This window comes from Halopseudomonas bauzanensis, from assembly GCF_900114735.1.
GTDB classification, from domain to species: Bacteria; Pseudomonadota; Gammaproteobacteria; order Pseudomonadales; family Pseudomonadaceae; genus Halopseudomonas; species Halopseudomonas bauzanensis.
Map to the genome: position 1 here is coordinate 463,086 of NZ_FOUA01000001.1, position 20,164 is coordinate 483,249.

The 20,164-nt window shown below is 60.7% G+C and carries 21 protein-coding genes; 8 read left to right on the top strand and 13 right to left on the bottom strand.

Annotated features, from left to right (window positions below; translation table 11 throughout):
• Nucleotides 1-103: 103 nt before the first annotated feature.
• The 3 genes from BM267_RS02205 (at nucleotide 104) to ligB (ending at nucleotide 3,708) form a co-directional block, all read left to right on the top strand.
• Nucleotides 104-1,072, top strand: coding sequence for an alpha/beta fold hydrolase (locus tag BM267_RS02205; RefSeq protein ID WP_074778127.1), 969 nt, complete (start codon nucleotides 104-106; stop codon nucleotides 1,070-1,072).
• Between the two features lie 165 nt (nucleotides 1,073-1,237).
• Nucleotides 1,238-1,891: a 7-cyano-7-deazaguanine/7-aminomethyl-7-deazaguanine transporter gene (locus BM267_RS02210; RefSeq protein ID WP_036988826.1), complete on the top strand. Its 654-nt coding sequence runs from the start codon at nucleotides 1,238-1,240 to the stop codon at nucleotides 1,889-1,891.
• Nucleotides 1,892-2,070: 179 nt separating this feature from the next.
• Nucleotides 2,071-3,708: an NAD-dependent DNA ligase LigB gene (ligB, locus tag BM267_RS02215; protein ID WP_074778125.1), complete on the top strand. Its 1,638-nt coding sequence runs from the start codon at nucleotides 2,071-2,073 to the stop codon at nucleotides 3,706-3,708.
• A 2-nt stretch (nucleotides 3,709-3,710) separates the two neighbouring features.
• On the opposite strand, the gene speA is transcribed toward ligB, so the two are convergent.
• Complete coding sequence (gene speA, locus BM267_RS02220; RefSeq protein WP_036990075.1) at nucleotides 3,711-5,627, bottom strand: arginine decarboxylase; 1,917 nt, start codon at nucleotides 5,625-5,627, stop codon at nucleotides 3,711-3,713.
• 341 nt (nucleotides 5,628-5,968) lie between these two features.
• On the opposite strand from speA, the gene ectA reads away from it, so the two are divergent.
• From ectA to BM267_RS02245, 5 genes are read left to right on the top strand one after another with little or no spacing between them, the layout of a single operon-like run.
• The gene (gene ectA, locus BM267_RS02225; RefSeq protein ID WP_036988824.1) at nucleotides 5,969-6,496 is read left to right on the top strand and encodes a diaminobutyrate acetyltransferase; all 528 of its coding nucleotides are present in this window, start codon (nucleotides 5,969-5,971) and stop codon (nucleotides 6,494-6,496) included.
• Nucleotides 6,493-7,779 carry a diaminobutyrate--2-oxoglutarate transaminase gene (gene ectB, locus BM267_RS02230; protein WP_074778123.1) on the top strand — a complete coding sequence of 429 codons (1,287 nt, stop codon included), beginning with the start codon at nucleotides 6,493-6,495 and terminating at the stop codon, nucleotides 7,777-7,779. The genes ectA and ectB overlap by 4 nt, the downstream gene beginning before the upstream one ends.
• Nucleotides 7,780-7,793: 14 nt before the next feature.
• Nucleotides 7,794-8,186, top strand: a complete 393-nt coding sequence (locus BM267_RS02235) for an ectoine synthase (RefSeq protein ID WP_074778121.1) — start codon at nucleotides 7,794-7,796, stop codon at nucleotides 8,184-8,186.
• Between the two features lie 24 nt (nucleotides 8,187-8,210).
• Nucleotides 8,211-9,128 carry an ectoine hydroxylase gene (thpD, locus tag BM267_RS02240; RefSeq protein ID WP_177173374.1) on the top strand — a complete coding sequence of 306 codons (918 nt, stop codon included), beginning with the start codon at nucleotides 8,211-8,213 and terminating at the stop codon, nucleotides 9,126-9,128.
• 38 nt (nucleotides 9,129-9,166) lie between these two features.
• On the top strand, nucleotides 9,167-10,597 hold the full coding sequence (locus tag BM267_RS02245; RefSeq protein WP_074778119.1) for an aspartate kinase: 1,431 nt from the start codon (nucleotides 9,167-9,169) through the stop codon (nucleotides 10,595-10,597).
• Between the two features lie 142 nt (nucleotides 10,598-10,739).
• On the opposite strand, the gene BM267_RS02250 is transcribed toward BM267_RS02245, so the two are convergent.
• The 12 genes from BM267_RS02250 to BM267_RS02305 all read right to left on the bottom strand — a co-directional run bounded on the left by BM267_RS02250 (nucleotide 10,740) and on the right by BM267_RS02305 (nucleotide 20,074).
• The gene (locus BM267_RS02250) at nucleotides 10,740-11,603 is read right to left on the bottom strand and encodes an alpha/beta fold hydrolase (protein WP_074778117.1); all 864 of its coding nucleotides are present in this window, start codon (nucleotides 11,601-11,603) and stop codon (nucleotides 10,740-10,742) included.
• A 103-nt stretch (nucleotides 11,604-11,706) separates the two neighbouring features.
• A complete protein-coding gene (locus BM267_RS02255; RefSeq protein WP_074778115.1) occupies nucleotides 11,707-12,423 on the bottom strand; it encodes an SIMPL domain-containing protein in 717 nt (238 codons plus the stop codon).
• 134 nt (nucleotides 12,424-12,557) lie between these two features.
• Nucleotides 12,558-13,691, bottom strand: coding sequence for a flagellar biosynthesis protein FlhB (flhB, locus tag BM267_RS02260; RefSeq protein WP_036988812.1), 1,134 nt, complete (start codon nucleotides 13,689-13,691; stop codon nucleotides 12,558-12,560).
• Nucleotides 13,691-14,467, bottom strand: coding sequence for a flagellar biosynthetic protein FliR (gene fliR, locus BM267_RS02265; RefSeq protein WP_074778113.1), 777 nt, complete (start codon nucleotides 14,465-14,467; stop codon nucleotides 13,691-13,693). Before fliR ends, flhB begins: the two co-directional genes overlap by 1 nt.
• Nucleotides 14,467-14,736 (bottom strand): flagellar biosynthesis protein FliQ, encoded by a 270-nt coding sequence (fliQ, locus tag BM267_RS02270; protein ID WP_036988810.1) that lies wholly within the window; start codon nucleotides 14,734-14,736, stop codon nucleotides 14,467-14,469. Before fliQ ends, fliR begins: the two co-directional genes overlap by 1 nt.
• Before the next feature lie 10 nt (nucleotides 14,737-14,746).
• Nucleotides 14,747-15,499 (bottom strand): flagellar type III secretion system pore protein FliP, encoded by a 753-nt coding sequence (fliP, locus tag BM267_RS02275; RefSeq protein WP_036988809.1) that lies wholly within the window; start codon nucleotides 15,497-15,499, stop codon nucleotides 14,747-14,749.
• Entirely contained in the window at nucleotides 15,496-15,924 is a 429-nt protein-coding gene (gene fliO / locus BM267_RS02280; RefSeq protein ID WP_036988808.1) for a flagellar biosynthetic protein FliO, read from the bottom strand. Before fliO ends, fliP begins: the two co-directional genes overlap by 4 nt.
• Before the next feature lies 1 nt (nucleotide 15,925).
• Nucleotides 15,926-16,393: a flagellar motor switch protein FliN gene (fliN, locus tag BM267_RS02285; RefSeq protein WP_036988807.1), complete on the bottom strand. Its 468-nt coding sequence runs from the start codon at nucleotides 16,391-16,393 to the stop codon at nucleotides 15,926-15,928.
• 51 nt (nucleotides 16,394-16,444) lie between these two features.
• Nucleotides 16,445-17,416, bottom strand: coding sequence for a flagellar motor switch protein FliM (gene fliM, locus BM267_RS02290; RefSeq protein ID WP_074778111.1), 972 nt, complete (start codon nucleotides 17,414-17,416; stop codon nucleotides 16,445-16,447).
• Between the two features lie 10 nt (nucleotides 17,417-17,426).
• Nucleotides 17,427-17,924 (bottom strand): flagellar basal body-associated FliL family protein, encoded by a 498-nt coding sequence (locus tag BM267_RS02295; RefSeq protein WP_074778110.1) that lies wholly within the window; start codon nucleotides 17,922-17,924, stop codon nucleotides 17,427-17,429.
• Between the two features lie 463 nt (nucleotides 17,925-18,387).
• Nucleotides 18,388-19,653, bottom strand: a complete 1,266-nt coding sequence (locus tag BM267_RS02300) for a flagellar hook-length control protein FliK (protein WP_074778108.1) — start codon at nucleotides 19,651-19,653, stop codon at nucleotides 18,388-18,390.
• A 76-nt stretch (nucleotides 19,654-19,729) separates the two neighbouring features.
• The gene (locus BM267_RS02305) at nucleotides 19,730-20,074 is read right to left on the bottom strand and encodes an Hpt domain-containing protein (RefSeq protein ID WP_074778106.1); all 345 of its coding nucleotides are present in this window, start codon (nucleotides 20,072-20,074) and stop codon (nucleotides 19,730-19,732) included.
• Nucleotides 20,075-20,164: the final 90 nt, after the last annotated feature.

Here is a 20,164-nt window from a genome sequence, read left to right on the forward strand (position 1 = left end):
CAATAAGCTGAGCCATCCGTACATTATTTCTCCTGCCAATACAGCAGCCAGCGCCCGGTGAATTTGCCATAGTGGGGTAAAACAGAAACGGAGAGCGTACCCCATGCTGCAAACCGAACAACATATTCTGGACGTCAATGATATCCAGCTCAGCGTGCATGTCGCTGGGCCGGAGCATGGACAACCCGTCTGGCTGCTGCATGGTTTTCCCGAATGCTGGTATTCCTGGCGCCATCAGATGCAGGCCCTGGCCGATGCCGGTTACCGGGCTTTCGCCCCCGAGATGCGCGGCTACGGTCGCAGCAGTGCACCGGCCGCCATTGAGGCCTATGACATTCCCACTCTGTGCGGCGACATCCAGGCGGCGATGGACCACTTCGGCCATCAACAGATCGCCATGGTCGGCCACGACTGGGGCGCCAATATCGCCTGGTATCTGGCGTTGTACGAACCGGAACGGGTCAAGGTGGTGTGTGGCATGTCGGTGCCCTTCGGTGGCAGACCGAAACGCCCAGCTATCGAGCGGATGCGCGAGCGCTTCAAGGACAAGTTTCTCTATATTCTCTACTTTCAGGAGCCCGGCCCGGCCGAGGCCGAACTGGAAGCCGATATTCCCCGCACCCTGCGCACCCTGATGCATGGTCGTCCCGCCGCCGGCAACGGCTTGATCTCGGACAAACCGGCCGATTCGCGCTGGCTGGATGATTACACCGACCCAGAAGTACCGCCGACCTGGTGTCCGCCAGAGGCCTTCGATGTCTATGTGGAAACCTATATCGACAATGGTTTCCATGGTCCGCTGAACTGGTATCGCAACTACGAGCGCAACTGGGAGCGCACCGCCGAGCTGGCCGGCAAGCAAGTGCAGCAACCGGCCCTGTTCATCATCGGCGACCGCGACCCGGTCGCCAAACTGGAAACCATCACCATCGAACGCATGCCCCAGGTCGTGCCCAGGGTCGAGCAGCATGTAATCGAGCGCTGCGGCCACTGGGTACAAAGCCAGAAGCCGGAAGAAGTGAACCCGCTGCTGCTGGCGTTTCTGCAACGGGAGTATCACGAAGCGCCCTGATATATGTGACTCTTGGAGTGTCGATCGCGATCGATGCTCCCAGGAGATATATAGCCACCAACCGACCAGCAGGCTGGCTCTTCCCGCCTTCAATCCGGTATAGTGCGCGCCGTCGTCATTCCGGCGGCATGGGTTCCCTAACCCCATCATTCAAAAAGGTGACATATGATTCCGGCATCCCTTTCGCGGCTGCGCATGGCTCTGTCCTGCCTGATCGCCTTCCATATTCTGATCATCATCGCCAGCAACTATCTGGTTCAGTTGCCGATCTCCCTGTTCGGCCTGCATACCACCTGGGGCGCCTTCAGCTTTCCGTTCATCTTCCTGGCGACCGACCTGACCGTACGCCTGCTCGGCAAAGCGGCTGCGCGCCGGGTGATCGCCCGGGTCATGCTGCCGGCATTGGTGGTCTCCTATGTGTTCTCGGTGCTGTTTCAGGAAGGTGCGTTCCGCGGGCTCGATGCGCTGGCCCAGCTCAACTCATTTGTCCTGCGCATCTCGGTGGCGAGCTTCCTTGCCTATGTGGTGGGCCAACTGCTGGATATTCAAGTGTTCGACCGTCTGCGCAAGCTCCCGCAGTGGTGGGTCGCACCCAGCGCAGCGATGATCGTCGGCAACCTGATCGATACTTTTGTGTTCTTCTCGGTAGCCTTCTGGCGCAGCACCAACGAATTCATGGCCGCCAACTGGGTGGAGATCGCAGCAGTCGACTACGCCACCAAAGTCGTCATCAGCATCATGCTGTTCGTCCCGCTGTATGGTCTGCTGCTGAATGCCATCCTGCGGCTGCTGGCCGGGCGGCAGACCGCGACCGTCTGACGAGCTCAGCTCACCGCTGGCCGAGGTTCGTTTTCCTGGGAGGTTCGAGCACCAGCTCGTACCTTGCGGGCCCGATGACACCGGAAATGCCACCTCCTCCACACTTTCGGCATGGGTAACTTGCCTGCCCCAACCTTGCCCGTCACATTGCGCACTGATCAATCAGCAGGGATGCAGTCATGTTGCGCATATGGATAACCATCGGCCTCTACCTGGCTACCCGCCTGGCCAATGCAGATTGCGCCGACCTACCGGCCAAAGCTGACATTACAGCGCTTGCCGAGCAGGTCCAGCATTGGGATCAGGCCTACCACGAACAGGGCCACTCGCAGGTGCCGGATGACATCTACGACCAGGCGCTGTTGCAACTGCGACGTTGGCAGTCCTGCTCACCGGCCCCGTCGCCAGCGTATCGGCCGCGGGCCGGCAAGCAGGGCCATGCAGTACCGCAGACCGGCCTGGCCAAGGTCCATACCCAGGCCGAGACCGCCGACTGGATAAAACCCCGCACTGACCTCTGGATACAACCCAAGGTCGACGGCGTAGCCGTCACCCTGGAGTATCACCAAGGGCGCCTGGTGCGCGCCACCAGCCGCGGTGATGGCTGGCAGGGTGAAGACTGGACCACGACCGTGCAACGCCTGCCCGCCGTCCTGCAGCGATGGCCGCAATCTATCGATCTGGTATTGCAGGGCGAGCTGTACTGGCGATTATCCAACCACGTCCAATCCCGCGATGGCGGCGCCGGCGCCCGTAGCCGTATCGCTGGTTTGATGAATCGCCAACAGCTGGCCGATGATGAGCTGGCGGACATCGGCCTGTTCGTCTGGGACTGGCCCGACGGCCCGGCACAGATGACCGAACGCCTTGCCCAGATGACCAGAGCCGGGCTGGATACCGCCCGCTATACCCTGCCGATCACGGATCTGCGCAGCGCCCAGACTCAGCGCCAACACTGGTTCAGCACTCCCCTGCCCTTCGCCACCGATGGCGTGGTGCTGCGTCAGAGTCAGCGCCCATCCGCCTCCGACTGGCAGGCCGAGACACCTTATTGGGCCGTTGCCTGGAAACACCCGCCGCAGCGGGCGCTGGCCCGGGTGCGAGATATCGAGTTCGGTATCGGTCGCAGCGGCCGCATCACCCCCGTGCTGCAACTGGACCCGGTGGAACTGGATGACCGCCGTATCCGCCGTGTCAGCGCCGGCTCGCTGCAACGTTGGCGAGCGTTGGATGTATTGCCCGGAGATCGGATATCGATCCGCTTGTCTGGCCAGACCATTCCGCAGCTGGAAGAAGTAATCATCCGCACGACCGACCGCACGACAGTGAACGTGCCGGACCCGACGCGTTATCACCCGCTGAGTTGCTGGACATCGGAGGATGGCTGCCGCGACCAGTTCCTGGCCCGGCTGGAGTGGCTGAGCAGCGCCAACGGGCTGGATCTGAGGGGCGTCGGGCCTGGCACCTGGCAATGCCTGCTCAATACCGGGGCGCTGACTGGCATGCTGGATTGGCTTGATACCCGGGCGCTGCCACCAACCTGTGGGAATCAATTGGCCGGGCTGTTGCAACCGGCCACCGAACGCGGCTTTCTCCAGTGGTTGCGAGCGTTGAGCATGCCGCCCAGCGGCGATGCGGTATTGCCTGAGCAATGGACAGTTCTGGCGGCTCGCACGCAGCAGGATTGGGAAACCCAACCCGGCATCGGGCCGCATCGCGCGCGGCAGCTGGTGGCCTTTTTCAATCATCCACAGGTAGAGTCGCTGCGGGCTAGATTAGCCGCAGCGGGAGTTCATGGCTTCGCGGTGAGCGGCTGATCTCAACTGCCTCCCAGATAAGACGACCGCGTCAGCCCCAACCGCAGGATATCCAGATAGTGCGCCCGCTCTGCCGCGCTCAGCCGCGCGCTGGCAACCTTGTCGCGGTAGCGGGCCATGAGTTCTTCCGGTTCGAAATGCACATAGCGCAGCATGTCTTCGATGGTGTCATGGGTCTCGACCCCACCGTGTACCACCCGACCGTCAGCCAGTTGGTAGACATTCACCGAATCGGTATCACCGAATAGGTTGTGCATGTCACCGAGAATCTCCTGGTAGGCACCCACCATGAAGATGCCCAGCAGATAATCCTCGCCCTCGCGCAGCTCATGCACCGGCAGGCTGCTCTCGATGCTCTGCTCGTCCACGTAATGGCGGATCTTGCCGTCGGAGTCACAGGTCAGGTCCTGCAGCACCGCGCGGCGCAGGGGCTCCTCATCCAGACGGTTGATCGGCACGATCGGAAGTACCTGATCGATGGCCCAGGTATCCGGCAGGCTCTGGAATACCGAGAAGTTGCAGATGTACTTGTCCGCCATCTTGTCGTTCAGCTCATCCAGCACCTGGCGGTGCGATCGCTGACGCGCCTTGAGCAATGCGTGCAGGCGGTTGCACAGCGCGAAGTAACATTGCTCGGCCAGCGCCTTCTGCGATAGCGAGACCTTGCCCTCGGCATACTGACCAGCTACATCACTCATGTAGTGGGTCGCCCGCCAGTAGGTTTCGGTGACCATCTCGATATCGGTCTGCCCCAACAATCCGACCAGATCACGTACCACCTGCGGCAGCTCATCCAAATCGTCGATTGGCGGTACCGTATCGTTGTGCCGCTCGACATCAGTCACCTGCACTACCAGCACCGCGTGATGGGCGGTCATCGCCCGTCCGCTTTCGGAAAAGATATGCGGGTGCGGCAGGCCCTGCTCATCACAGAATTCGCGCAGCATTGATACTACCGTGCGGGCATATTCGGACACGTCGTAATTGATCGAACTGGCGTTGCGTGAGTGGGTACCGTCGTAGTCCACCCCCAATCCGCCGCCGACATCGATATGGTCAACCGGCAAACCCAACGCCCGCAGTTCACCGAAGTAGCGAATCGCCTCGCGAAATCCGTGTTGATAGTCAGCCAGGTTGGCGATCTGCGAGCCCATATGGAAATGCAGCAGCCGTACCCCGGCCTCAAGCCCCGCCCCGCGGAACTGCTCGATGACCCGCAGCAATTGCGCCGCCGACAAACCGAACTTGGACTTCTCGCCGCCGGTATCGGCCCATTTGCTGGACGTCAGCGAGGACAACCGCACACGCAGGCCGACCTGCGGCGTCAGCCCCAGCCGCGCTGCCTCCTCAATCACCAGGGCGACTTCGGATTCCTTCTCGATAACGATGAAGACGTTATGCCCGAGCTTCTGCCCCAGCAGCGCCAAGCGGATGAATTCCCGATCCTTATAGCCATTACAGACGATGGTGCCGCCCTTGGGCGCCATCGCCAGGACCGCCATCAGTTCCGGCTTGGAGCCGGCCTCCAGGCCAATGGGAACATGCTCAGTGGCGATGATGTTCTTTACCACCGCCTCCTGTTGATTGACCTTGATCGGGAACAGCGCCGTGTAGCCGTTCGCGTAATCCAACTCGGCGATGTTCTGCTCGAAAGCACCGGTCAGCTGCCGCACGCGGTCCTGCAGAATGTCTGGAAAGCGCACCAGCAACGGCAGATCCAAGCCGCTGTCACGCAGCTGGGCCACCAGTTCATGCAGGTCAATCGGTTGCTCAATCCCGGGCCGGGGCCGCACTTCGACATTGCCCTGCTCACTGGCATTGAAATAACCCGCGCCCCAATGGCGGATGCCATAGACACTTCGACTGTCTGCGACCGTCCAGGCGGAAGCATCCTCTTTACGCGAACGCCGCGATGACACCATGAAAGACTCCTTGGGAACTGTGCAATGGACCCCAGAATAAACCAGTTTCTCCCCGCGAGTCGTAAAACGAACCCGTTCCGGCCCCGGATTCACTCTTTATTGCAGAAAAAATCCAATTGAAAAAAGCATCCATCAGGACGCCTTGGAGTCGCGCAGCGGCAACCCGCCGTAACGCTTGCAGCATCGGGGCCAGGGCGTCATTTGTGACAAATATATAACACCTGTAAATATTGCCACGGCATACCAAATGGCACGCAAGCCACAGGAATGGCCGGTTGTGATCTTTTTTTGGATGTGTTTATTATAAAAATGAATTTACAAGTAAATATCAGGAAACGATGTCTTCCACCACATTCTCGCTGCGCCGTCCGGTTGCCACCGACGGCCACGCACTCAACCAGTTGATCGAGCGCTGCCCGCCACTGGATACCAATTCGGTCTATTGCAACCTCCTGCAGTGCTCTCACTTTTCCGCCACCTCTATCGCTGCTGACAACCTTCAGGGCGAACTGGTCGGCTTTATCTCCGGCTACCGACCTCCCGAGCGCCCCGACACGCTGTTCGTCTGGCAGGTCGCAGTGGATAGCAGCATGCGCGGCCAGGGTCTGGGCATCGCCATGCTGATGGGCTTGCTCGAGCGCACTGCCGCCGAAGGTGTTCGCTGGCTGGAAACCACTATTTCCCCCGGTAACGGCGCCTCCGAAGCGCTGTTCGCCAAAGCCTTCCGCCAGTTGGACGTAACCGCCAGCACCGAGGTGCTGTTCAGCCGGGAAAACCATTTCAACGGCCAGCATGATGACGAAGTGCTGTATCGCGCCGGTCCCTTTGCCTTACCAGTCAAACTTGATACCCAGGAGACTGCATGAACACTTTCCAACAGTTCGAACAACACGAATCCGGTATTCGCAGCTACTGCCGTTCCTTTCCGGTCATTTTCGACCAGGCCCGTGGTGCCGAGCTGATCACCCGCGAAGGAAAATCCTATATCGACTTCCTGGCGGGCGCCGGCACCCTGAACTACGGGCACAACCACCCGGTACTGAAGAAGGCGCTGATCGAATACCTTGAACATGACGGCCTGACCCACGGCCTGGATATGTACTCGGCGGCCAAGGAGCGTTTTCTCGAAACCTTCCACCGCGTCATTCTCGAGCCGCGTAAGCTGGGCGACTATGTAGTGCAATTCAGCGGCCCAACCGGCTCCAACTCGGTGGAAGCGGCGCTGAAACTGGCGCGCAAAGTCACCGGTCGCAGTAATGTCATCAGCTTTACCAATGGCTTCCATGGCTGCACCGTGGGCGCCCTGGCGGCCACCGGCAATCAGCATCACCGTGGCGCCGCCGGCGTGCCGCTGACCGACGTCAGCCGCATGCCCTATGCCAACTACTTCGGTGACAAGGTCAACACCATCTCGATGATGGACAAACTGCTCAGCGACCCCAGCAGCGGTGTGGACAAGCCCGCCGCCGTAATCGTCGAAGTGGTCCAGGGCGAAGGCGGCCTGAACGCCGCATCCGCCGACTGGATGCGCAAACTGGAAAAGCTCTGCCGCAAGCATGACATGCTGCTGATCGTCGATGACATCCAGGCCGGTTGCGGCCGTACCGGCACCTTCTTCAGCTTCGAGGAAATGGGCATCAAGCCGGACATCATCACCCTGTCCAAGTCCCTGAGCGGCTTCGGCCTGCCATTCGCTGTGGTGGTCATGCGCCGCGAGCTGGACCAGTGGGAGCCGGGCGAGCACAACGGTACCTTCCGTGGTAACAACCACGCCTTCGTCACCGCCGCCGCCGCGCTGGAGCACTTCTGGACCAGCGAAGAGTTCGCCACCAGCGTCAAGGCCAAGGGCAACCTGATCCGCGAGCGCATGCAGAAGATCGTCCGCCGTCACGGCCCCGATTCCCTGTTCGTCAAGGGGCGCGGCATGATGATCGGCATCAGCTGCCCGGATGGCGACACCGCCGCAGCCATCTGCCGCGAAGCCTTTGACCGTGGTCTGATCATCGAGACCAGCGGCAACCACAGCCAGGTAGTCAAATGTCTCTGCCCGCTGATCATCAGCGAACAGCAGATCACCCAGGCCATGGACATCCTCGAGCAGGCTTTCGCCGCCGTGATGACTGCCGACGTCAAGAACCAAGCATCCTGAGGAATTCGAAATACATGATCGTACGCAACCTGAAAGACTGTGAAGCATCCGAACGCAAAGTCGTTACCGAAACCTGGGACAGCACCCGGATGATCCTGAAGGAAGACAAGATGGGCTTTTCCTTCAACATCACCACCATTTACGCCGGAACCGAAACACATATCTGGTATCAGAACCATCTAGAGTCGGTGTACTGCATGAGCGGTAATGGCGAGATCGAAACGCTCTCCGATGGCAAGGTCTACAAGATCGAACCAGGCACCCTGTATCTGCTCGATCAGCACGATGAGCACATGCTGCGCGGCGGCACCGAAGATATGAAAATGGCCTGCGTGTTCAACCCGCCTCTGACCGGCCGGGAAGTACACGACGAGAACGGCGTCTATCCCGCTGATCTTAGTCCCTGAGAGGCCGCAACATCAGGAGAAAAAATGTCTACCGTGCAAGCTGACCTTTACCCGTCACGCCAGCACAACGCACCCAGCTGGCAACCCCGAATCGACCCGGTGCTCTACCGGGAAGATCCGCACAATGCCCCGCTGACCACAGAGCAACTGTCGCGCTTCGAGCGCGACGGTTTCCTGGTCCTGCCGGAAGTCTTCTCTGCAGCGGAGGTGGCGGTATTCAAGCAGGAGCTTGAACGCATGAGCCACGCTCCAGAGGTGCTGGAATCACCTGCAGCCATTCGCGAACCCGACAGCGGCGCATTGCGCTCGGTATTCGCCATTCACCGCAGCAATCCGCTGTTCGCCCGGGTCGCCCAGGACGAGCGCACCGCCGGATTGGCTCGCTTTCTGCTGGATGGTGATATTTATGTGCACCAGTCCAGACTCAACTTCAAGCCGGGTTTCAAGGGCAAGGAGTTCTACTGGCACTCCGACTTCGAGACCTGGCACACCGAGGATGGCCTGCCGCGCATGCGCACCATCAGCTGCTCGGTGCTACTGACCGACAACCATCCGTGGAACGGCCCGCTGATGCTGATCCCCGGCTCGCACAAACACTATATCGGTTGCGTCGGCCAGACCCCGGAAAATCATTACGAAAAGTCCCTGCGCCGGCAGGAATTCGGTATTCCGGATGATGGCAGCCTCAGCAAGCTGGTCGATCAGGGCGGCATAGCCCAAGCCACCGGCAGAGCTGGCAGCGTCGTGTTGTTCGACTGCAACACCCTGCACGGGTCCAACAGCAACATCGCTCCCAGCCCTCGCAGCAATCTGTTCTTTGTCTACAACCATGTGGGCAACCGGCCGGTTTCGCCGTTTGACGGCATGCCGCCACGGCCCGACTTCGTCGCCGAGCGCGGTCCGGTCGAGCCGCTGGCCATAGGTCCGCAGCAGTATTCGTAAGCAGGGACGACATTCACTCAATAAAAGAACCCGGGATTATGCATACAGTAGAGAAAATCGGCGGCACATCAATGAGCCGCTTTGATGAAGTACTGAACACCCTTTTCATTGGTCAACGTCGCAACAGTGCCTTGTACAACCGCATCTTCGTGGTCTCCGCCTATGGCGGCATGACCAACCTGCTGCTCGAGCACAAGAAAAGCGGTGAGCCCGGCGTATATGAACGTTTCGCCGATGCCCACAGCGAAGACGCCTGGCTGGAAACCCTGGAGCAGGTACGCACCAGCATGCTGGCGAAGAACGCCGAGCTGTTCACCAGTGATTATGAGCGTCAGGCGGCCGACCGTTTCATCACTGGTCGCATCAACGACGCCCGTGATTGCATGTTGAACCTGCAACAGCTGTGCTCCTACGGGCATTTTCAGCTCGACGGGCAACTGATGAAGGTGCGCGAAATGCTCGCCTCTCTTGGCGAAGCCCACAGCGCTTTCAATACCGTGCTGGCACTGAAGAAGAACGGCGTCAATGCCCGTCTGGTCGACCTGACCGGCTGGAACCAGAGCGAACCCAAGGCGTTCCAGGACATGATCGCCGACAGCTTCGCCGGCATCGACTTCAGCCGCGAGCTGGTGGTCGCCACTGGTTACGCACATTGCAGCGAAGGGCTGATGAGCACCTTCGACCGTGGTTACAGCGAAATCACCTTCGCTCAGATCGCCGCCAGCACTGGCGCCGGCGAGGCCATCATCCACAAGGAATATCACCTGTCCAGCGCCGACCCGAACCAGGTGGGCGTCGACAAGGTGGTCACCATCGGCCGCACCAACTATGACGTCGCCGACCAGCTGTCCAACCTGGGCATGGAGGCGATCCATCCCAAGGCGGCACGCACCCTGCGCCGGGCCGGCATTCAGCTGCGCATCAAGAATGCCTTCGAGCCGGATCATGGCGGCACCACCATCAGCCAGAATTACTGCAGCGAGAAGCCCTGCGTGGAGATCATCGCCGGGCGCAAGGATGTGTTCGGGCTGGAAGTCTTCGATCAGGAAATGCTCGGCGATGTCGGTTATGACATCGAGATCACCCGCCTGCTCAAGCAGCTGAAGCTGTATGTGGTGAACAAGGACTCCGATGCCAACAGCATCACTTACTACACTTCCGGCTCACGCAAGGCGCTGACCCGCGCCATTCGCCTGATCAAGGAACGCTATCCGATGGCCGAAGTGCATCTGCACAATATCGCCATCGTCTCGGCCATCGGTTCCGACCTCAAGGTCAAGGGCATCCTGGCCAAGACCGTGGCGGCGCTGGCTAAGGCCGACATCAGCATCCAGGCCATCCACCAGTCGATCCGCCAGGTGGAGATGCAGTGCATCATCAATGAGGAAGATTACGACGCCGCCGTCGTCGCCCTGCACCAGGCGCTGATCGAACCGGAGAACCACGGGGATGTGATAGTCGCAGCCTGACACCGTGCCCAGCGGTGGCGACGCCGCTGGCATGTCCGGGTAACTGCGGTGTTTTCCGAGGCACGCTCGGTGCCGACGGTGCTGGGCAGTTGCCCTCCCTGGGAGGTTCGAGCACCAGCTCGTACCTGAGCCTACCGCCCCCTCACAACAAGAACGCCAACACCCGCTGCGCCGTCAGCTCGCCATTCTCCTGCATGAAACAATGCCCACCGGGCAGTTGCTCGACCGTCACGTGCGGGTTCGAGGCGGACAGACGTGCGGCTGACTGCTGCACGAAGGGATAGGTCTGGTCACCGTGGATCAGGCGCATCGGAGTCTGGATCTTGCCCAGGGAACGCCACAATCCGCTGGGTGCAGTCTCGAATATCTCGGCCTCCCGGGTAGGCGCACATTTGAGCATCACGCCCTGCCCCGGCTCATCGCGCAACGCATGCTCGACATGGGCACGCAACGCGGCATCTTCCCAACCATGGAAAATACCCCGCCCCTGCAACTTGTCGAATGCTGTCTGCCGATCCGGCCATTGGCTGCGGCGCTTGCGGGTTGCCTCAACCAGCGGATTACGCACGAATCGCGCCAACAGCCGACGCTTGAACATTTCCTGCTCGGGAAACAGCACCGGGTCCAGCAGTACCGCTCGCTGAAACAGCTGCGGGTGCGCCGCCAGGATCAGGCTGGTCAGCACTCCGCCAAAACTGTGCCCCAGCGCAAAGCGCGGCACGTCGCCGAAAACCGGCTTGCCAGCGACGAAGGCTTCCACCGCCAGTTCGGCATTGCGATTCCAACCGACAAAAGCGCCACCATGGTCGCTGTCGCCATGGCCCTGCATATCGCACAGCCACAGGTCGAAATGTTCGGCCAACAGCGCCAGCATCGGCTCGTAGGTGCGGCAACAGAACCCGTTGCCATGGATGAAGTGCAGCAGCGGCTTGCCGCTGGGTGGGCTATGCCAGCCTCGCAGAGTGAAACCGGCGGAACAGGAATGGGACCAGGGCAACAACGTCATCGACAGACCACTTACTGGAAACAGGACAGGCCAGTCTATTACGCAGGCGCCCGTCTGTCAGGCTCCCGCTGCGCTTATTGATGCCATGGATCACGTGGCAAATTCAGCGCAGGATATAGTCCACGCTGGTCACCACGCGGACCTTCTTGGTTTCGGGGGTGTAGGGGTCGACATCCTCGATCGAGAAATAGCCCTGGGAGGCGCGGCGGATACTGCCCACCTCGGCGCCGGCATCCCGGGCGAACTGATCCGCCGCGGCCCGCGCTTCCTGGGTAGCCAGCGCAATCATGTCCGGCTTGATGGAGTTGAGCTGGGTGAAGATGAACTGCGGCTGGTGCTCGTAGCTCTGGGTCAGTGCCACGCCGGACTTGACCAGATCACCGACGCTCTGCATGCCGCTTTTGACCCGGTCGATATCCGCGGTACGCACCAGCACGGTCACTTCCGCCCGATAGCGCTGAGGCGGCATGTTCGAGCCGTAGAGGTTGGCGTGCTGGTCGGTGATCTTGGGCATCGACAGTTGCAGATCGTCTTCGGCGAAGCCCTTGAGCAGCAGGAAGGAGCGGATCAGGTCCTGCTGGGTTTCGATATCGCCCTGCAGCACATCCAGGCTGTCGCCCATCACGGTGAAGTTGATCGGCCACAGGGCCAGATCCGCCTCCACGGTACGCTCGGCCAGCCCCTTGACGCTGACTACCCGGTCGGCATCGCGAAACTGCAGCAGACCGGTCTTGATGCTCACCGCCATAAAGGCCAACGCCAGCGCCAACAAGGCCGCCGCCACTACCGCAAAGAATGAAACCCGTGAACTGTCAGTCATCAACCCGCTCCTGTCGTTTGCGTACCCGCTCTATGCTTATACCTGCCCCCGGTGTGCGTACACAACCCTCAAACCCCTGTCCTCGCGCCCAAGCGCGAACGGGGTTCGACAATCCGACAGACCATGGGCAGCAGTTACTCATCCCTGCGCAGATCATTCGGTATCGGCGGCTCAGGCATCGGGCCGGGGCGTTTGCCCTTGCCTTCCTGGAACTGGCGGACCTGATAAACATAGGCCAGCACCTGCGCAACGGCCAGATACAACCCAGCGGGAATCGGCTGGTCCAGCTCGGTGCTGTAAAACACCGCCCGCGCCAGTGGGGGTGATTCCAGCACGATCACATCATGCTCGGTGGCCACTTCGCGGATCTTCTGCGCGAGGAAATCCGCGCCCTTGGCCAGTACCACGGGCGCGCCGCTGTGCACCGGGTCGTATTTCAGCGCCACCGCGTAATGGGTCGGGTTGGTGATTACCACGTCGGCCTTGGGCACTTCGCCCATCATCCGCCGCTCGGCCATTTCCCGCTGTAGCTGGCGGACGCGGGATTTGACCTCGGGCTTGCCCTCGGAATCCTTGTATTCGTCGCGCACCTCCTGCTTGGTCATGCGCGTCTTCTGCTTGTTGTCCCATATCTGGAAGGGCACATCCACGGCAGCGATCACGATCAGCGAGCAGGCCAGCAGCAACAGCGAGGTGCCCAGCACCCAGCCGCTGTGAAAGATCGCCCCCGGCAACGCCTCGTTACTCAGCGCCATGAGATCATCGGTACGCATGTGCAGCACCAGCAGCGCCATGGCCAGCACCACCAGGAACTTGGCGATCGCCTTGAGCAGTTCGACCAGCGCCTTGATCGAGAACATGCGCTTGAGCCCCGCCAGCGGATTGAGCCGCTCACCCTTGGGCGCCAGCAACTTGGCGCTGAACAGCCAGCCACCCAATAGCACCGGACCGACCAGCGCAGCGACCAGCAGCATCAGAAACAGCGGGCCAATAACACTCAGACCCTGGCGAATGGACGCCAGCAGGTGCAGCCCCATGGTGTCGGTGCTGTACAGCACCTCCCGCTCCAGGGAGAAGTTGTAGATCATCAGATCCATCAGCTTGCTGGCCATGCCCGGCCCGAGCAGCAGCAAGCCGAGCGCAGCCACCATCACCACCGCCAGCGTATTCAGCTCGCGCGAGCGCGCTACCTGCCCTTTCTCGCGGGATTCTTTCTGGCGTTTCGCCGTGGGGTCTTCTGTGCGTTCCTGACCGCTATCTTCCGCCATCAGCGCGCCCCCACCATTTCGCGCATCCAGATCAGCGCATCAGAGGCGAACAGGTGATACTGCTCTGCGGTGCCACTGAGCAATACCCAGAGGATGAACAACCCAAATACCAGAGTCAGGGGGAAGCCGATGGAGAAGATATTCAGCTGCGGCGCCGCGCGCATCATCACCCCAAAAGAAAGGTTGACGATCAGCAGCGCGGTAATCGCCGGCAGACCGATCAGCACCGCTGCCGCCATTACCCAGGAGAACCGCAGCACCAGAGTATAAAAATCCCCGGCCTGCAGGGTCTCGCCGATGGGTAAGGTGGTGAAGCTTTCGACCAGTACTTCGATGACCACCAGATGGCCGTTCATCGCCAGGAACAGCAACGTCACCAGCATGGTGAATACCTGGGCGACCACCGCCACGGAGATACCCATGGCCGGGTCGTTCATCGAAGCGAAACCCAGTCCCATCTGCATGGCGACGATCTGCCCCGCCACCACATGGATCTGGAACAGCAACTGCAGCAGAAAGCCCATCGCCGCGCCGATCAGGATCTGCTCGGCGATCACCACCCAGGTACTCAGCGCCAGCGCATCCAGCTGCGGGACATCAGTGATCTGCGGGGCCACCAGAAAGGTCAGCGCCAGCGCCAGATATAAACGAATGCGCATCGGCACCAGCGCGGTGCCGATCACCGGCATGGTCATCAGCACCGCGCCGATACGAAACAGCACCCACAGATAGCCGGCCACCCAGCGGCCGATATCGCTGCCGGCCAGTTCGATCATCAGCCAATCAATCCGGGGATGTTACGGTACAGCTGGTCGGTGAACTCGATCAGTTGGCTTACCAGCCAGGGGCCAAGCACGATCAACGTGAAGAAGGTAAACAGCAGACGCGGCAGGAAGCTCAGGGTCTGCTCGTTGATCTGCGTCGCCGCCTGGAACACCGCAACGATCAGACCAACCACCAGGCTCGGCAGCACAATTACTGCCACCATCACGGTGGTCAGCCAGACCGCCTGCCGGAACAGATCAACAGCGATTTCAGGTGTCATCGCCTCTCTCCTAGGTCACGGCAAAACTGGCAGCCAGGGTACCGATGATCAGCGCCCAGCCATCCACCAGCACGAACAGCATGATCTTGAACGGCAGGGAGATGATCAGCGGCGACAGCATCATCATACCCATGGCCATCAGCACGCTGGCAACCACCAGGTCGATGACCAGAAACGGAATGAAGATCATGAAGCCGATCTGGAACGCCGTCTTCAGTTCGGAGGTAACGAACGCCGGTACCAGAATGTGAAACGGCACGTCATCCGGGCCGGTCAGGTCGGTGCGCTTGGCCAGCCGCACGAACAGTTCCAGATCCGTCTCGCGGGTCTGTGCCAGCATGAATTCACGCAGCGGCACGCTGGCCTGCTCCAACGCCTGCTGCGGCGCCAACTGCTCATTCAGGTAAGGCTGTAACGCGCTCTCATTGATGCGCTCGAACACCGGCGCCATGATAAACAGCGTCAGAAACAATGCGAGGCCGATGAGAATCTGGCTCGATGGCGTGGACTGCAAACCCAGCGCCTGGCGCAGGATGGCGAACACGATGATGATGCGGGTGAAGCTGGTCATCATCATGACAAAGGCCGGGATGAACGTCAGTGCGCTCATCAACAGCAGGATCTGCAGACTCACCGAATAGGTCTGCTCGCCTTCGGCGTCCGTGGTCAGGGTGATCGCCGGCAGACTCAGCGGGTCGCCCGCCGATTGGGCGAATACCGTCGGGGTCAGCAATGTCAGCAGCAACAGGCACCAGCGCATCATGGTTTCTGCTCCCGCTTGAGGATCGCCTGCAGCTTGCGGGCAAAGTCGCCGCTGGTCGCAGCCTCATCAGTGTCGACTACCGGCTCGGGAAAGACATGCAGAGTATTGATGCGCCCCGGTGAAATACCCAGCAGCATCTGCTGGCCCCCCACCTCAACCAGTGCCAACCGGTCGCGCGGCCCCAGGGGGTAACTGCTGATCACACGGATGTGCTGGCCGCCCTGGGGCGCCATCGGTCCTACCCGGCGCATCAGATAGCCCAGCAGAAAGATCAGCCCGACCACGACAATCAGTCCCAGCCCCAGCTGCGTCAGCTGACTGGCGAGCCCGCTCGTGGCTTCACCATTACCGCCCGCCGGGGCTGCCGCCAGCGACGTAGACAATCCTGCCAGCAAGGCTGGCAGCAGTACATGCGACCACCGCATGTCAGCTGAGCTTCTTGATGCGTTCGGACTGGCTGATGACGTCGGTCAGGCGGATGCCGAATTTCTCGTTGACCACCACCACCTCGCCATGGGCAATCAGGGTTCCGTTGACCTTGACGTCCAGCGGCTCGCCGGCCAGGCGGTCAAGCTCCACCACCGAGCCCTGGTTGAGCTGCAGCAGATTACGGATGGTGATATCGGTATTGCCCACTTCCATCGAAATGGTCACCGGAATATCCAGGATCACGTCCAGATTGGGTCCCTCGGTGCCACCGAACAGGTCGCCGCTGGGCTGACGCTCGGGTGCGGAAAACTCCTCCATGGGCATCGCCCTGGAAAGGTCGTTGCCCGCCAGCATCGAGTCAATGTCGTCCTGACTGGCGTTACCGGCTTCATCCAGCGCGGCAGCCCACTCATCAGCCAGAGCCTGCTCCTCCGGACTGATGTCATCCTGTTTGTCCTCAGCCATCTTGCCTGATCCTCATTTATCTCTGTACAGAGTACTGCGTTTGCGAGTCGATCAACGCGGACGCGTGACCGGCCCCAGAATCTGCAATGCCAGATTGCCATTTACCGAGCCGAGCCGTGCCTTGAAGGTCGGCACGCCGTTGGCGCACATCACCATATGTTCGGGCATTTCCACCGGAATCACATCGCCGGCCTGCATGCTCAGCAGGTCCCGCAGTTTCAGTTCGCGGCGCACCACGGTGGCACTCAAAGGCACCTTGGCGGCGGTGATTTCCTCACGCAGCGCGCGCTCCCAGCGCTCGTCGTGCTCATCCACATCCGATTGCACGCCCGAGTCCAGTACCTCGCGCAGTGGCTCGATCATCGAATAGGGCATGGTTACATGCATTTCGCCACCACCGCCATCGAGCTCGATGTGGAAGGTAGACACCACCACCACTTCGCTCGGGCTGACAATATTGGCCAGCGCCGGGTTGACCTCGGAGTTGACGTACTCGAACTGCACGTCCTTGACTGCCTGCCAGGCTTCGCGCAGATCGACGAAGGACTGCTCCAGCACCATGCGTACCACCCGCAGCTCGGTCGGTGTGAACTCACGGCCCTCGATCTTGGCGTGACGGCCATCGCCACCAAAGAAATTGTCGACCAGCTTGAATACCAGCCGCGCATCCAGGATGAACAGCGCGGTGCCGCGCAGCGGCTTCATCTTCACCAGATTGAGACTGGTGGGCACGTACAGGGTGTGCACGTACTCGCCGAACTTCATCACCTGCACCCCGCCCACGGACACATCGGCCGAGCGGCGCAGTAAATTGAACATGCTGATGCGGGTGTAGCGGGCAAAGCGTTCGTTGATCATTTCCAGCGTCGGCATGCGCCCACGCACGATACGATCCTGGCTGGTCAGGTCATAGCTCTTGATGCCGCCCGGCTCGTTGCTCTGATCGTTGTCGATGACACCTTCATCCACCCCGTGCAGCAGCGCATCGATTTCGTCTTGTGAAAGCAGGTCTTGGACCGCCATATTATTATCCCTATTGCAGAACCAGATTGGTGAACAGTACCGACTCTATGACCGGCTTACCGAGCTCCTGTTCCATCAGGTCCTGCACTGCGAGGGTCGCTTTTTCACGCAGCGCCTCCTTGCCTTCTGCTGTCATCAGGGTTTCGAACTCCGCACTGCTGAACAGCATGACCAGCCGGTTACGGATCAGCGGCAGATGTTCAGCCAACGCTGCCATCGCCTCCGGATCACGTCCCATCAATACGACACTGGCCTGCATGTAACGCTGCCGGCCGCCGTGGGCATAATTGACGGTAAAGGCTGGCTCCAGCGGCTGGTACAACGCCGGCAGCTTGACGGGCTCCTGACTCACCGCAGCAGCCGAGTCGCTCTTGTTGGCCAGCAACGCATAGGCCAACCCACCCGCGGACAACAATAGCGCCACCAGACCGATACAGATCAAGATCAATTGCTTGCTCTTGTTGGAAGGAGGAGCTGTTTCTGCCGCTGCTGCCTGATTCTTCGCCATGCCAAAATTCCGTCGCCTGATAGGGCAAATGCCCGCATTATCTGAAGTTGTGCATTGTTCATGCCAAAAATGGCGTGATGGCGGCGCGCGGGCCGTAATGCCCGCTTAGGATAAAGGCATGGGCGGGAAATGTCTCATGTTCAGCACGGCAGATGGGGCTCGTCGGTGCCAGCGTGGCGCGCCTAAGGGAAAAATCGACCTTCGCTGGGGCCTACGAAGTCCCCGTCCTGTTTTGTGTCGAGATGGAAGTCGACCAGCAGATGTGCCTGATACACCATTGGCCGATGGAATCCAATCGCCCCCATAGTGCAAAACGCCTGGGAGGTTCGAGCACCAGCTCGTACCAAAGCCAGCCGGCACGACCGATGTTTCCGGCTGGCTGCGCTCATCGAGCTGGTGCTCCACGCTCCCGGGGGAAGCAAGGCGTCTCGGGAAAGAATAGCTCCGGTCAAGCGACGGAGTATCAGGCGTAATAGTCGACCAGCCGCTGCGTCGGCGTCCATTGGGTACGCAATTCGGGCTGTTCACTGGTGTCGTTGTTATTACCGGCCAGCAGCGTCTCATCGCCTGGCCCGCGACCGCCCGTACGCTCCGCCGGCTGCCCATCACGCTGCCCTGGCTGCTCACCTGCCGAGCGATCGGCCACGGTGACCTCAGCCTGGTCCAGCCCCTGCTGGCCGAACATGTCACGGAGCCGGTGCATCTGAGCTTCCAACGCTTCGCGCACGCTGGGGTTCTGGCTGACGAACTGCACCTGCAGTTCCTGGCCGCGGTGCTGGATATGGATCTCCAGCGGGCCGAGTTCAGCCGGGTCCAGTTGGATTTCGACGCTGCGCAGGTTCTGGCTGGACATCCACATCACCTTTTCAACCATCGCCTCGCCCCAGCTCGGCTGACCGAAGGGTACGCCCATGCTCTGGGTGGTCGCCACTACCGGTCGTGCGGTCAGAGCGGCAGCGTTCGTGCCGTAGGTGCCCGGTCGCGCCAAGCCATCAATCGCGTCGGTTTCGCCACCGCTGCGGCCGGGGCTGCCGCGCTCCAGTTGCTCAGCGAGCTTGCCGAGCATGGCGGCAGACAATGGCTGACTATCGTTTTGCGTAGCAGCAGCGCGCTGCAGCGCTGCGGGGAAATCCGGTTGAGCATTCTGCGCCTGGGCTACCTGTCGCGACGGCCGATTCAGTTCGCCATTGAGCAGTTGCTTGTCTGCCCCCTCTCGAGACAATAGTTCACGATCAGCCTGCCCACCTTCGGTAGTCAGCCGTGCCGCGTCATCGCCATCGGTCAACATTGCCGGTTGTGCGCCCATCGGTTGCCCCGACGAGGACGGCAATGCCCCCGAGGCACTACTTATGGAACCTGCCGGAACGGGGCCGGCACCGGGTCGGGTTGTTTCCTGCAGCCATTGCATCCACTGGCCAATCACCGTCAGCGCATCGTCACCGGCCTGTTCTGCAACATCACCATCCAGCGGCAACTGCTCCAGCCAATTCTGGACCTGCAACGGCAAACTCTTGCCGTCAGCGGCAAGCGCGGCCTGCTCCAGCGTCGCCAGTTGCTCGGGGCTCATCTGCTTGATTGCCGCCTGCAGCTCAGCCGGTAAATGTTCAGCGAGCAGGCCAGCAAATGCCTCGGCATCCTCCGCAGATGGCGCAGCATGGGCGCTGTCGTTCCGGACGCTCGGCCGCGCATCGGCATTCAACAGGGCCATCAGGGGTAGGCTGGCGGACATCAGGCTTTCTCCATGCAATCGCAAAGACAGATTCAATACAGGGATAGAGCAAGTTCCGGGCCACAACCTGCCGCGCTCAGCTATGGCGGGTCAGTTGGGGACGGATGCGCAGACAGAGGTGATCAATAAGATCGCAGATATAGGCGGCGGCAGCGGCGTCGGCATTGTGCGCGGCTTCTTCAGCCTGCTGGCAGGCCTTGCTCAGCGCCAAGGCGCCCATATTGCCGCAACTACCCTTGAAACTGTGAGCTGCCTGGCGAAAGGCCTCCCAATTCTTGCGAGCGAGACTATCGTGCAGCTGGCACAGGCGCCGGTCGGTGTCCTGCAGGAAGGTCCGCAACAGCGGCCCGTAGTCATCCTGCATCAGGTCACGGAGCATGGTCTGCACATCCGGATCGAGATCGGAAAGGCGTTCAGGCATGATTATGTCCGGTCAAGAAGATAAAACTGATCAAGCGGTCAGTGCGCAACGCACTGCGGGCAGGAGTATGCCCAAGCAACCAGACAAAGA

What these genes read in the sequence shown, in the direction of transcription:
- BM267_RS02205 (WP_074778127.1), top strand. Translation starts at nt 104, where the DNA reads ATGCTGCAAACCGAACAACATATTCTGGACGTCAATGATATCCAGCTC.
- fliM (WP_074778111.1), bottom strand. Translation starts at nt 17,416, where the DNA reads ATGGCGGTCCAAGACCTGCTTTCACAAGACGAAATCGATGCGCTGCTG.
- thpD (WP_177173374.1), top strand. Translation starts at nt 8,211, where the DNA reads ATGTCTACCGTGCAAGCTGACCTTTACCCGTCACGCCAGCACAACGCA.
- BM267_RS02305 (WP_074778106.1), bottom strand. Translation starts at nt 20,074, where the DNA reads ATGCCTGAACGCCTTTCCGATCTCGATCCGGATGTGCAGACCATGCTC.
- fliR (WP_074778113.1), bottom strand. Translation starts at nt 14,467, where the DNA reads ATGATCGAACTGGCCGGCAGCGATATCGGCCGCTGGGTGGCCGGCTAT.
- flhB (WP_036988812.1), bottom strand. Translation starts at nt 13,691, where the DNA reads ATGGCGGAAGATAGCGGTCAGGAACGCACAGAAGACCCCACGGCGAAA.
- BM267_RS02300 (WP_074778108.1), bottom strand. Translation starts at nt 19,653, where the DNA reads ATGTCCGCCAGCCTACCCCTGATGGCCCTGTTGAATGCCGATGCGCGG.
- fliO (WP_036988808.1), bottom strand. Translation starts at nt 15,924, where the DNA reads ATGCGGTGGTCGCATGTACTGCTGCCAGCCTTGCTGGCAGGATTGTCT.
- BM267_RS02245 (WP_074778119.1), top strand. Translation starts at nt 9,167, where the DNA reads ATGCATACAGTAGAGAAAATCGGCGGCACATCAATGAGCCGCTTTGAT.
- BM267_RS02210 (WP_036988826.1), top strand. Translation starts at nt 1,238, where the DNA reads ATGATTCCGGCATCCCTTTCGCGGCTGCGCATGGCTCTGTCCTGCCTG.
- fliQ (WP_036988810.1), bottom strand. Translation starts at nt 14,736, where the DNA reads ATGACACCTGAAATCGCTGTTGATCTGTTCCGGCAGGCGGTCTGGCTG.
- fliN (WP_036988807.1), bottom strand. Translation starts at nt 16,393, where the DNA reads ATGGCTGAGGACAAACAGGATGACATCAGTCCGGAGGAGCAGGCTCTG.
- ectB (WP_074778123.1), top strand. Translation starts at nt 6,493, where the DNA reads ATGAACACTTTCCAACAGTTCGAACAACACGAATCCGGTATTCGCAGC.
- ectA (WP_036988824.1), top strand. Translation starts at nt 5,969, where the DNA reads ATGTCTTCCACCACATTCTCGCTGCGCCGTCCGGTTGCCACCGACGGC.
- ligB (WP_074778125.1), top strand. Translation starts at nt 2,071, where the DNA reads ATGTTGCGCATATGGATAACCATCGGCCTCTACCTGGCTACCCGCCTG.
- BM267_RS02255 (WP_074778115.1), bottom strand. Translation starts at nt 12,423, where the DNA reads ATGACTGACAGTTCACGGGTTTCATTCTTTGCGGTAGTGGCGGCGGCC.
- fliP (WP_036988809.1), bottom strand. Translation starts at nt 15,499, where the DNA reads ATGATGCGCTGGTGCCTGTTGCTGCTGACATTGCTGACCCCGACGGTA.
- BM267_RS02250 (WP_074778117.1), bottom strand. Translation starts at nt 11,603, where the DNA reads ATGACGTTGTTGCCCTGGTCCCATTCCTGTTCCGCCGGTTTCACTCTG.
- BM267_RS02295 (WP_074778110.1), bottom strand. Translation starts at nt 17,924, where the DNA reads ATGGCGAAGAATCAGGCAGCAGCGGCAGAAACAGCTCCTCCTTCCAAC.
- BM267_RS02235 (WP_074778121.1), top strand. Translation starts at nt 7,794, where the DNA reads ATGATCGTACGCAACCTGAAAGACTGTGAAGCATCCGAACGCAAAGTC.